The organism is Nocardia sp. NPDC050712 (genome assembly GCF_040654295.1).
GTDB lineage: Bacteria > Actinomycetota > Actinomycetes > Mycobacteriales > Mycobacteriaceae > Nocardia.
Window position 1 is genome coordinate 589,990 of record NZ_JBFAHT010000002.1, and the last position, 11,736, is coordinate 601,725.

13 protein-coding genes are annotated in these 11,736 nt (G+C 66.5%); 8 read left to right on the top strand and 5 right to left on the bottom strand.

Annotation, left to right across the window (positions count from 1 at the left end; all coding sequences use genetic code 11):
• Positions 1-11: 11 nt before the first annotated feature.
• From AB0H76_RS13140 to AB0H76_RS13155, 4 genes are all read left to right on the top strand, one after another.
• Positions 12-398, top strand: coding sequence for a hypothetical protein (locus AB0H76_RS13140; RefSeq protein WP_357321994.1), 387 nt, complete (start codon positions 12-14; stop codon positions 396-398).
• A gap of 92 nt (positions 399-490) precedes the next feature.
• Entirely contained in the window at positions 491-1,135 is a 645-nt protein-coding gene (locus AB0H76_RS13145) for a hypothetical protein (protein ID WP_357321997.1), read from the top strand.
• Between the two features lie 78 nt (positions 1,136-1,213).
• A complete protein-coding gene (locus tag AB0H76_RS13150) occupies positions 1,214-3,103 on the top strand; it encodes an alkyl sulfatase dimerization domain-containing protein (RefSeq protein ID WP_357322000.1) in 1,890 nt (629 codons plus the stop codon).
• A 24-nt stretch (positions 3,104-3,127) separates the two neighbouring features.
• On the top strand, positions 3,128-4,375 hold the full coding sequence (locus tag AB0H76_RS13155; RefSeq protein ID WP_357322002.1) for a hypothetical protein: 1,248 nt from the start codon (positions 3,128-3,130) through the stop codon (positions 4,373-4,375).
• On the opposite strand, the gene AB0H76_RS13160 is transcribed toward AB0H76_RS13155, so the two are convergent.
• Positions 4,366-5,217: a hypothetical protein gene (locus AB0H76_RS13160; RefSeq protein ID WP_357322005.1), complete on the bottom strand. Its 852-nt coding sequence runs from the start codon at positions 5,215-5,217 to the stop codon at positions 4,366-4,368. The two genes, AB0H76_RS13155 and AB0H76_RS13160, sit on opposite strands and share 10 nt — an antisense overlap.
• A 283-nt stretch (positions 5,218-5,500) precedes the next feature.
• Here AB0H76_RS13160 and AB0H76_RS13165 point away from each other — a divergent pair, with 283 nt between their 5' ends.
• Positions 5,501-6,412, top strand: a complete 912-nt coding sequence (locus AB0H76_RS13165) for a formylglycine-generating enzyme family protein (protein ID WP_357322008.1) — start codon at positions 5,501-5,503, stop codon at positions 6,410-6,412.
• 95 nt (positions 6,413-6,507) lie between these two features.
• Positions 6,508-8,991 (top strand): arylsulfatase, encoded by a 2,484-nt coding sequence (locus tag AB0H76_RS13170; RefSeq protein ID WP_357322011.1) that lies wholly within the window; start codon positions 6,508-6,510, stop codon positions 8,989-8,991.
• 57 nt (positions 8,992-9,048) lie between these two features.
• On the opposite strand, the gene AB0H76_RS13175 is transcribed toward AB0H76_RS13170, so the two are convergent.
• Positions 9,049-9,513 carry a hypothetical protein gene (locus AB0H76_RS13175; RefSeq protein ID WP_357322013.1) on the bottom strand — a complete coding sequence of 155 codons (465 nt, stop codon included), beginning with the start codon at positions 9,511-9,513 and terminating at the stop codon, positions 9,049-9,051.
• Positions 9,514-9,585: 72 nt separating this feature from the next.
• Positions 9,586-9,819: a hypothetical protein gene (locus tag AB0H76_RS13180; protein ID WP_357322016.1), complete on the bottom strand. Its 234-nt coding sequence runs from the start codon at positions 9,817-9,819 to the stop codon at positions 9,586-9,588.
• Positions 9,820-10,016: 197 nt separating this feature from the next.
• On the opposite strand from AB0H76_RS13180, the gene AB0H76_RS13185 reads away from it, so the two are divergent.
• Positions 10,017-10,430 (top strand): hypothetical protein, encoded by a 414-nt coding sequence (locus AB0H76_RS13185; protein ID WP_357322018.1) that lies wholly within the window; start codon positions 10,017-10,019, stop codon positions 10,428-10,430.
• 34 nt (positions 10,431-10,464) lie between these two features.
• On the opposite strand, the gene AB0H76_RS13190 is transcribed toward AB0H76_RS13185, so the two are convergent.
• Both AB0H76_RS13190 and AB0H76_RS13195 read right to left on the bottom strand, forming a co-directional pair.
• On the bottom strand, positions 10,465-10,782 hold the full coding sequence (locus AB0H76_RS13190; protein WP_357322021.1) for a transcriptional regulator: 318 nt from the start codon (positions 10,780-10,782) through the stop codon (positions 10,465-10,467).
• A complete protein-coding gene (locus AB0H76_RS13195; RefSeq protein WP_357322024.1) occupies positions 10,779-11,243 on the bottom strand; it encodes a hypothetical protein in 465 nt (154 codons plus the stop codon). Before AB0H76_RS13195 ends, AB0H76_RS13190 begins: the two co-directional genes overlap by 4 nt.
• 142 nt (positions 11,244-11,385) lie before the next feature.
• On the opposite strand from AB0H76_RS13195, the gene AB0H76_RS13200 reads away from it, so the two are divergent.
• On the top strand, positions 11,386-11,736 hold the full coding sequence (locus tag AB0H76_RS13200) for a DoxX family protein (protein ID WP_357322027.1): 351 nt from the start codon (positions 11,386-11,388) through the stop codon (positions 11,734-11,736).

The following is an 11,736-nucleotide window of genomic DNA, read 5'->3' on the forward strand; positions in this document are numbered from 1 at the left end:
CACTCGATCGCATGGATGACCGCTTGAGGCAATGGAAAGATGTCACGACCAGCGGAGATGCTGATGTGGCCATTGCTGCGAAAATGGGCATGGACCGGAACACCCTCGCCCGCCATCTGTCCGCGAACAACCCCGCGACGATCATCGCAATAGCCCGAGCCTACGGTGCGAATCCGATAACAGGCCTGGTAGCGGCGGGTTGGATCACCAAGGAAGAGCAGCGGCGCAGCTATGATAGCGACGCGCTGACCGGAGCCACCACGATGCAGCTTCTCGCTGAGCTCGGCAACAGAGTTGCAGCAGATGTCGACGTTATCTACCCCACCGGACAACAGGAGACGCTGGACAGCCCGAGCGGCCGTCAACACCGCCGCATAGCGAAGGGAATGCGAGCCTGAACGCCTACGTCTATCCGCCGATCGCCCTTGCCTTCGCGGGGACAGCCGTCATCCTGAGGGCCAGGCGGTGGCGCGAGGCCTCGTCTCGCCCTATGACTTTGGCGCTCGCATCGATCGCGTTCGCGTATGGGATCCTGCGCTGCAAGCCGGTGGCGGACGCGTTGCAGGGTCGCATGCCGATTGCCAACCTCGGTCTTCTGGTCGCGGATGCGTTCTTGCTTTTCTCGGCCTGCTGTCTGTGCCTGCATGTAGCCACCGCGTACGGCGTTCGGAGGCGATACCTGCCGTGGATCGTCGGCGGCGGAGCCGCGGCCGCGATCGTGATGTACAGCGCCTACGCCGTATCACCGGCCCGGGGTGTGCCTGTTCACTTCGTCGCGCACATGGGGGGCACCACCGCCATCTATGTGATGGTGGCGGCCGCGGCCATGATCGTCGCCAACGTGGTCGTATTCGTCGCTACCGCAAGCACACTCAGGTTCGACGACATCAGCCGTTCGGACCACATCGCGCTGTCCGTGCTGCTGTTCGCCGCAGCGGTGGGTACCGGCTGCGGACTGCAGCGGATCGCCTATCCATTCCTCGACAGCCGCCATATCGCCGATTGGTACGCGAATCTGGCCTGGCCGTTGGCGGCCAGCGCGACAGTGGCCTACTCCCTCTACGCGATCATCAACCATTTCGCGCACGATGACACCCCCGAGGGCGCTCATCCCCAGCTCCACGCCGGCGGCTGAAGCCCCGAGCCGCGGCCCGGACCCATTTCATCCTTTTCGGGTGAGGAAAGCGACTCGCCGGCCCCGCAAGCTGTGGATATGGCTGCGACACCGAAACCGGCATCCGAGTCCATCGTCCGCCAGAACAAGGCGCTGCTGCGGCAGCTGCCGTTCGCCGACACCCAGGACTTCGACGATGCCACCCGAGGGTTGATCGCCCGGCGTTCCCCCAACGCGGTCACCGATGGGGACGGCACCGTCCTCTGGGACAACGACACCTACTCGTTCCTCGAAGGCGAGGCGCCCGACACGGTCAACCCGAGTCTGTGGCGGCAGTCCACCCTCGCCGCGATCGAGGGGCTCTTCGAGGTCGTGCCCGGCATCTATCAGGTGCGCGGCCTGGATCTGTCGAACACCTCGTTCATCGAAGGCGATGAGGGTGTTGTCGTGGTCGATACCCTGCTTTCGGTCGAGACCGGCCGGGCGGCGCTGGAACTGTATCGGCAGCACCGGGGCGATCGCCCGGTGAAGGCGATCATCTACACCCATTCCCACGCCGACCACTTCGGCGGCGTGAAAGGTTTTGTCTCCCAGCAGGAAGTGGACGACGGCACGGTAAAGATCTTCGCACCCGAAGGGTTCGTCGAGCATTCGGTGGCCGAGAACGTCTACGCCGGAACGGCGATGAACCGGCGCGCCGCGTACATGTACGGCGCCGCGCTCGCTCGCGGCCCGCAGGGACAGGTCGGCGGGGGACTGGGCCAGACGATCTCCACGGGCACGGTCTCGCTCATCGCGCCGACCGATTTCATCACCACCACCGGGCACGAGGAAACCGTCGACGGTGTCCGGATGATCTTCCAGATGGCCCCCGACACCGAGGCGCCGTCGGAAATGCTGGTCTACTTCCCGGATTTCAAAGCGCTGTGCGCGGCCGAGGACGCTACCCACACGTTCCACAACCTGCTGACCCTGCGCGGCGCGGTCGTACGTGACCCGCACGGCTGGGCCGGCTACATCACCGAGACCATCGACCTGTTCGGGGACGCCGAAGTCGTCTTCGCCTCGCACCACTGGCCGGTCTGGGACAACGACCGGGTACGCGCCTTCCTCGCCACCCAGCGCGACCTGTACGCCTACGTGCACGACCAGACGCTGCGGCTGATGAACAAAGGCCTGACCGGCCCCGAAATCGCCGAGGAGATCAAGCTGCCGCCCGCGCTCGAAAACGCTTGGTGCGCACACGGTTACTACGGATCGCTGAGCCACAACGTCAAGGCGATCTACCAGCGCTACCTCGGCTGGTTCGACGGCAACCCGGCCAGCCTGTGGGAGCACACCCCGGTCGAACAGTCCAAGCGCTACGTCGATTTCATGGGTGGCGCCGACGCGGTGGTCACCAAGGCTCGCGAATCCTTCGACGCCGGCGACTACCGGTGGGTCGCCCAAGTGATCAACCATGTCATTTTCGCCGACCCGGACCACGCCCAGGCCCGGGAGCTCTTGGCCGACACCTACGAACAGCTCGGCTACGGTGCCGAGAACGGGCCCTGGCGCAACTTCTATCTCTCCGGTGCGACCGAATTGCGGGACGGCCAGTTCGGCACGCCCACCGAGACCAACGCACCCGACGTGCTCGCCCAGCTCACCCCGGCCATGCTGTTCGACGCCTTCGCCATCCAGATCGACGGGCCCAAGGCGTGGGACGAGAAGCTCGCGATCGACATCGTGCTCACCGATACCGACGAGCGCTACCGGGTAACGCTGGCCAACGGCGTGCTCACCTACAGCGCCCGCCCGCAGCCGGGCGAAGCCGAGGCGACGTTGACCACGACCAGCACGAACCTGTCCGCGCTGCTGCTGGGTGGACTCTCCGAGAGCAGGCTCGCCGACACCGGAAGCACTCTCACGGGCGATAACTCCACCTTCCAGCGCCTGGTGGCGCTCTTGGATCCCGGCGACAAGGACTTCTCGATCGTCACCCCCTGACGCGTCGGAAGAATCGGAGGCGGCATGGACCCCGAGTCCCCGAGCGACCTCGCTGCGTCTCGGGCGACGGGCGGCGCACGGCTGCGCTGGACCGCCACCGCGGTTCTGCTGGTCCTGGTGGCGATCCTGGGAACGGCCGCTGTCCTCGCACGGTTCGCCCGCGGCGAGCTGCTCGATACCGATCGTTATGTCCAGACCGTCGCGCCGCTGGCGACCGATCCCGCTGTGCAAGCCGGGCTGGCCGACCGGATCACCGACGCGATCATGGAACGTCTCGACGTCGAAACCCTGGCCGCTCAGGCCTTGGCCGAGCTGGCCGCGGACCGCCCGCGCATCCCACCCGCCGTCATCGGCCTGGCCCCGGTGATCGGGACGCAGGCACGCGACTTCGTGCACGACACCGCGGAATCGGTGGTGACCTCGGAGCAATTCGGTGACCTGTGGGTGCAGGTCAACCGGCAGGCACACCGCCGCTTGGCCGCGGTCCTGGCCGGCGACGCTCCCGCGGCCCTCAGCGCCGATGACAGCGGAGCGGTGAGCGTGTCCCTCGCTCCGATGATCGAACGCGTGCGGACGGCTTTGCTCGCGCGGGGTTTCACCCTCGCCGAGCAGGTACCGGCCATCGACAAATCGTTCGTCGTGTTCCGATCACCTGAACTCGTCGAAGCGCGGCGCTGGGTGGCACTCGGCGATCGGGTCGCCGGCGTGCTGCCCTGGGTCACCCTGCTCGCCGCGGTGGGTGCTGTGCTGGTCGCGCCGAAAGGTCGCCGCCTGCGCGCTCTTTCGTGGGTGGGCGTCGTAATGGTGGCTGCGATGGCACTGCTGGCCGTGGCGATCGCCGTCGCGCGCTCGGCATATTTGCAGGCGCTGCCTGCCGGTGTGCTGTCCCGGGAATCGGCGACGGTGGTGATCGACGCGCTGCTCGTGCCGCTGCGGAACACGCTGCGGGCGGTGTTCGTGCTCGCCGTGGTCACCGCGCTCGTCGGCTTCCTGCTCGGTCCCGCCAGGCTTGCGGTCGCCATCCGCGGATCCATCAGTGGGATGTTCGGTCGGGCGCGGTCCCGGAGCGCCGGCCACATCGCGCAGTCGGTAGGAGCCGCCGTCTGGCGGGTTCGTGGCCCGCTGCGGGTCGGCATCGTCCTCGCCGCGGCGGTCGTCGTCGTGTTCTGGCGATATCCGACGGGGCTGGTGATCGTCCTTACCGTCCTGGCCGCGGTCGTCGCCTTGATTGCCGTGGAACGGGTGGCCAGACCGCCGGAAGTTCACCCCTGAGCCGGAGTTCCGTCGATCCGATCCGGGCCACGCAGGAAACGACCGATCGCCGACTCGTCCGCCGCCAGCGCCCCGACGACCGACGCCGCGCCCACGATCACCACCGACATCACGAAAAGCCAACTCACCGAGGTGAAAGCCAGGCCCAGGGGACCGAAGTGCTGCTGGGCGCTGGCCGTGGTCCGCGGCAGCACGATGCGGCCCGCGACATGCACCACGGTCAAACCGGCGGCGCTGAGAAGTCCGGTCGCCCAGAGCACGCGTCCGGACAGCGCGCCCTTGGTCAGCAGGAAGGGGACGAGCGTCCAGACCAGCGTCCAAATCGCGGTCTCGCCGAGCAGCGCGAGCGGACGCCCCGCGTAGTCGAGGCCCGCGAGATCGCGGGTCTGCCCGACCAGCCCGACCGCCAGCGCGACCGCCAAGAGCGTCGCGAGCCACCGCCATGCGTCCCGCGGCCCCATCGAGGGCACCTGCCAGGCCGCGCCGTAGACCCGGCCGAGCGCCCGCGCGAACGAGGTCCCGCTGAGCACGACCATCACGAATCCGGCCACGCCGAAAGCGGCCAGCGACGGATCCGAGGAGGTAGCCGCGTCACCCAGTTCCAAAGTCCGGGTATCGAAGCCGAATTGATCGCTGATGACATCGGCGGCGGTGTGCCAGCCGCTGAACACCGACGCGGCGATGATCACCGGCAAGACCGAGGTGAAGATCTGCGCGGCCAACGCGAGTGCGCGATCGACGACCTGGATCTCGACGAGGCCGTCGACAACGCGCCACAGCGTCCGGCCGGCGGGCGTGCCGCGGAGCCGGGCGATCGTCGGCGCCACGCGGACCGCTTTCATCCGCGCGACAGAAACTCGACGAGCAGCGTCGCGACATCGAATGGTGCGTCTGTCATGGCGCAGCCTTTCTGGTGAAGCGGGTATTCGATCGACTCTTCCCTGCTGACCGTTCCGCGCGCCTCACCCGCAACGGGTGAACCGCCGACGAGCGAACCTGCTGGCGGGGGGAATGGCGTAGTCCGTGCCGAGCGGAGCACACCTGTCGTTTACGGTGTTCCGATCTCGCCGCGGCGGTATCCGCGCGGTGTTCTCGAGGTTCGATCGATCATTCGAGAGGTGGGTAATGGCGGGTGCGGTAATCACGGCACGCAAGGGCATGGTGGCGATTCCTGGTGGTGAGCTGGCGATGGGCTCGCGGGATTTCTTTCCCGAGGAGCAACCGGTCCGCCGAGTCGTGGTAGAGCCGTTCTGGATGGACAGTTCCCCGGTCACCAACGCCGCGTTCGGCCGCTTCGTTCGCGACACGGGGTATATAACCGTCGCGGAACGCGAACTCGACCCCGACGACTTTCCCGATGCTGATCCGGCCGATCTCGAGCCGGGCGCGTTGGTGTTCCGTGGCACGAATGGCCCTGTTCCGCTCGATGATTGGCGGCAGTGGTGGTCCTATGTTCCGGGCGCCTCCTGGCGCCGTCCCGGCGGGCCGGGAACGAATCTGGACGGGCGCGACCGCCATCCGGTGACCCACGTGGCCTACTCCGACGCGGCGGCCTATGCCGAGTGGGCGGGCAAGGCCTTGCCGAGTGAGGCGCAATGGGAATTCGCCGCCCGGGGCGGGCTGGTAGCGGCGACCTACAGCTGGGGTGCGGAGTTCGCGCCACGGGGCCGCCGGATGGCCAATACTTGGATGGGCCGGTTCCCGTGGGAGTTTCTGCCCGGCAAAAATCAATCCGCGCGCCCGGGCACGACGAAAGCCGGCGCATACCCGCCCAACGGGTACGGGCTCTTCGATATGACCGGCAACGTCTGGGAATGGACGACGGACTACTACCGGACCGGACAGCACGGCCCCGCCGGCTCGTGCTGCGCCCCGGTCGCACCGGAGCCGGGTGAGCGTTTTCCACGCCGGGTGATCAAGGGCGGCTCGTACCTGTGCGCACCGAACTACTGCCTGCGCTACCGGCCCGCCGCCCGGCAAAGCCAGTCCGAGGACACCGCGACGTGCCACCTCGGCTTCCGTTGCATCCGCGACTGATAGGCGCTGAGCAGCATCTATGTCCCGGTTCGCGGTCGAAGAGGGTGCCGGAGTGGCGCCGCCCGACGCCGCCCTCGGAGTCATAGTCTGCGGCTATGACTTCGTCTGATGAGCGGGATTCGCAGAAGGAGCGATGGTCACGTCGCTCGCTCTTGGGTGGCTTCGCCGCAGCAGGTGTCGGCGCCGCCGCACTGCCTTTACTCGGTGCGTGCGGCAGCGACGACAAGAACGGTCCGCCCGGCTACGGCACGGGCATCAACGACGGTTTCGACGGCGATATCGAACTCGATATCCGTGATTCGAAGCCGGACTGGAAGCCTTTCGAGGTCAAGAAGGCTCCGGACGGGGCACCGAATGTGCTGGTGGTGCTCTTCGACGACACCGGCTTGGCATCCTGGTCGCCCTACGGTGGGCGGATCAACATGCCGACGTTGCAGCGCCTGGCCGACAACGGGCTGACCTACACCCAGTGGCACACCACCGCGCTCTGCTCACCGACCCGCTCCACCATGCTGACCGGGCGCAATCATCACGTGAATCGCTTCGCCGCGATTACCGAGGGCACCAACGGTTTTCCCGGCGCGGCGGGTCGCCTGCCGACCCAGTGCGCAACGGTGGGTCAGATCCTTCAGGACAACGGCTACAGCACGTTCTGGGTCGGCAAGAACCACAACGTCCCCGAAGAAGACGTTTCCAGCGGTGGCGCGAAATCGGAATGGCCGCTGGCGAAGGGTTTCGACCGCTTCTACGGCTTCCTCGGCGGGGAAACCAACAACTGGTACCCCGACCTGGTCGAGGACAACCGCTTCATCGAACAGCCCGCCAGTCCCGAGGACGGCTACCACCTGTCGAAGGACCTGGCCGACAACGCCATCAAGATGATCCGCGATCAGCGCTCGTCGAACCCGTCCAAGCCCTGGTACATGTGGTTCTGTCCCGGCGCCAATCATGCTCCGCACCACAGCCCCAAGGAGTACGCCGACAAGTACAAGGGCCAGTTCGACGACGGCTACGACGCCTATCGTGACTGGGCGCTGAAACGGATGATCGACAAGGGCATCATGCCCAAGGGCACCGAGCTGACTCCGCTGAATCCGCTGCCGAAAGATGTTGCGGTGGAGGCCGATACGGTGCGTCCCTGGGATTCGCTCAACGCCGACGAGAAGCGGCTGTTCGCGCGAATGGCCGAGGTATTCGCCGGGTTCTCCGAATACACCGACGCCCAGGTAGGCCGGATCATCGACTTCCTGGATGAAACCGGGCAACTCGACAACACCGTGGTGATGTTCGCCGCCGACAACGGAGCGTCCGGTGAAGGGTCACCGAACGGGTCGGTGAACGAGAACAAATTCTTCAACGGCTACCCGGACGATCTGGCCGAGAACATGAAATACATCGACACCCTCGGTACTCCAGATACCTACAACCACTACCCGACCGGCTGGGCGGCGGCGTTCTCCACCCCGTTCCAGATGTTCAAGCGTTACGCCCAGTTCTCCGGCGGCACCTGCGACTCGCTGGTGATCTCGTGGCCCAAGGGCATCAAGGCCAAAGGCGAACTGCGCCACCAATACCACCACTGCACCGACATCGTGCCGACCATCTACGACGTCACCGGCGTGCAGATGCCCGAGACCTATCGCGGGGTGAAACAGTATCCGCTCAACGGGGTTTCGATGCGCTACAGCTTCGACGACTCCGAAGCGGCGACCAAGAAGGAACGCCAGTATTACGCGATGCTGGGCACCCGCGGCATCTGGGTCGACGGCTGGAAAGCGTCCTCGGTGCACGCCGCGCTGTCGGACAAGGGACACTTCGACGACGACAAGTGGGAGCTGTACCACGTCGACGAGGATCGCTCGGAATCCAAGAACCTCGCCGAGGACAACCCCGACAAGCTCAAAGAGCTGATCGACGCGTGGAACACCGAAGCAAAGAACAATTACGTGCTCCCACTGGATGATCGCACCGCGGTCGAGCAGTTGGGCAACGAACGCCCGCAGGCCGAACCGCCGCGGGACCGCTACGTCTACTACCCCGGCACCTCGCCGGTCCCGGAAGGGGTCGCGGTCAACATTCGCGGCAAGTCCTACAAGGTCCTGGCCGATATCGACGTCGCCGACAACGCCCAAGGCGTGGTCTTCGCACACGGGTCCCGCTTCGGCGGACACAGCCTGTTCGTCAAGGACGGGCAGATGCACTACGTCTACAACTTCCTGGGTATCGCCCCCGAGCAGGACTTCACGGCGTCGGCTCCATTGACGCCCGGCAAGCACACCCTCGGGATGGAGTTCACCCGCGAGAAGGCCGGGGAGAACGGCGAATCCGTCGGTACCACCAAGCTCTATCTCGACGGAAAGCCGGTGGGCGAGGGGCCGATGCACGCGCAGACCGGCAAGTTCACGCTGGCCGGTGACGGGCTGTGCGTCGGCTACGACAGCGGAGATGCGGTGTCTTCGCAGTACAAGACGCCGGGCACGTTCTCCGGCGGCACCATCAACAGCGTCACCATCGACACCGGTAAGGACTCCTACGCCGACCTCCAGAAGGAGGCCGGCGCGGCTATGTCGCGGAACTAGGGTTCGTTGCCGCGACCGGTGCGGGGGCGGGGGCGGCCTCGCACCGGTCGCGAGCCGCTAGGGCCTGGAGTTCTGGAACCGGTACGTCGCCTGATGCTCCGGACCGGGATCGGGTGAGTCGCCGAGGGTGTACCGATAGTCGCCGGAGACGTGGTCGCGGCATCGCAGTGCCAGCGAATAGGTGATCGGTTCGGGAGTGTCGGTCTGGGTGCTGTCGATGACGGCTTGCCCCGGTTCGGGCACGGTGTAGGTGTAGTTGCCGTCGTGCCAGACGCCGGTGCCGACCACCATGTACTGCAGGGATTCCGCGGTGGGGAACCGGACCACCACCATCGAGTCACCCGGTGGGGCCAGCGGAGTGGGCGGGGTGGTGCCGCGCAGAATCAGGAACTTGCCCACCACCTGGTCGGGCACCGTGCACTGCGGGAGCGGCTGATCCGGATCGGCGCTGCCCACACCGCTGGACAGCAGCGTGCCGCCCACAAGTGCCGCACCGGCAACCACGCGTGCGAAATGCTTCATGTATTGCTCCTTCCGCGTCGAGGTTCGGCCCGGCGGTGCCCGGCCGAAATGCATCGGAGGTTCGAATCGCGCTCAGGGCCAGCACCAGTCCAGCGTCGCCGATCCGGGTGTCGGGATGTGGACACAGATGTTCACCCAGATGTAGGGCGCGTCCACGTTCTTTCGCAACGGCTGGTCGGCCTTGGATACCGCATGCCGGCCGGGAGTTGCTGCCGGCTCGTCCGCGAAGGCGGCCGGTGCGGCGAAGACGACGAGCGGCACAGCAATCGCAGTGACTGCTGCCGAGCGGGCCAATCCTGCGAACATGAGATCCACTCCTTCGAATCGAGAACCACGGCAAGACGCTCGGAAAAGATTCGACTGACCAAGCCAGCATCGTCCCAGCGACCAACAATGGGACTGTTTCGAACTGCTCTGTCGAGAGCGGCCACCGCCGGGTGGCCGTGGCGACAAGGAAGCCGCACCGGCTGTGCACGGCGGGAGTGCCGTGATGAAGTGGCGGCGTGAGCAGATCTCGAGCCGACCTCGATAAGTACTTCGCCGAGCGCGCGAAGGCAGGCACTCCCGTCGCGGCTGATCCGGCCGACCTCACCGAGCGCGAGTACCTGCGCCTGTTCGCCGCCCGGCCCGGCTTGTACCTCGGCTACACCGACCTCCGCGGTGTCACGAGTTTCCTGAACGGCTACGACCTCGCGGCACAGCGGCATGGCGGGCCAGGTCTCCAGGGCTTTCCGGAGTGGTTGATAGACAACTATGTTGGTCAGAGCAGCTTCGCCTGGTCGGCCATGATTACTCAGATCGCGTTGCCGGACAGGGACTTCGAGGCCGTCCTCACATCGGAGCAGGAGCTTCACGTCCTCGAGGTCCTGTTCGACCTGCTCGACAGGTTCCTTGCCGACCGGGAGAAGACCACTTGAACGGGAGGCCTCCCGAGGTCATGCGCCGTTCGGGTCAGGCCGGCGTGGCCGGGTCCGCCGGGGCCGCGGTGGCGACGATTTCTTGCAGGGCGGCGACATGGCCGGTGAAGGCGTCCCGTCCGTGCTCGGTCAACCGGGCACGGACCTTGCGGCGGCTGCCCTCGAGGCGACGTTCGGTGGTGACGTAGCCGGCGTCCTCGAGCGTGGCGAGCTGTTTGGACAGCGCTGAATCCGACAGCCCCAGACGGTCTTTGAGGAAGGCGAACTCTGCCCAGTCCGCGGCGGCCAGCGTCGCGACCAGGGCGAGCCGGGTGCTCGGATGAATGAGCTCATCGAAGCGGGCCCGGCTCATGCCCGTGACCAACGCCGCAGCACGCGCAGGATTTCCGGGCCGCCGAAGCCGATGACGGCCGCGACCAGCACGGCCGCCCAGATGCCGGGGTTGCGGTCGCCGTCGGCGTGCAGCGCCATCGCCACGCCGATGGTGAGCACGACCAGCGCGACCAGCATGCCCACCACCACGATCGGCGTGCGCCGCCCTGCCACGTCCGCGCTCACTCGTACCTGATCGGTGCGCCGGCGCCCGTTGAGCAGCCGTGACGCGACGAACGCGTGCCCGGCGCCGAAGAGCAGCGTCGCGGCGATGACCAGCCATTGCGGCCCGAGATCCCCGATCACGCCGAGCGCGACCCAGCCGGCGGCCATCGCCCACCAGTATCCGCGCGGCAGGCCGACTTCCTCGGCTACTCGCTGACGGGCCCGTTCGACCGCGTCCAGGGCGGCGCGGGCCTGATCCGGAGCTACGTTGTCCATGATGTCCTCACTTTCCTACTTGGAAAGTAAGACTCCACTTTCCTACCGGGAAAGTCAAGGGGCCGGTTGCGGACCCTGGCCGAGCTGTCCGCCGGTGACATACAGTTATTGGGTTGTCCGGGAGGGCACCCGAGGAGGCGTCATGTTCATCGCCACTGTTGTCGTTTCGATTCTGCTGGCCGCTTTCGTCTGCATGTCCGGCATTTTCAAGATCACCCGCAAGCCGCAGATCGTGGAGTCGATGACCGCGGCCGGGGTGCCGGAGAGTTGGCTCAATCCACTCGCGGCGGTGCTGCTGGCGGGCGGGGCCGGGCTGGTCGTGGGGCTGTGGTGGGCGCCGCTCGGGGTGGCCGCCGCGGTGGGGCTCGTCCTGTACTTCATCGCCGCCTGCGGATTCCACATCAAGGACAAGGACTGGAAGAATCTTCCGGTGCCGTTGGTGGTGCTGCTGCTGGCGGCGGCCGCGCTGACGTTGCGCCTGCTGTCCATGTGA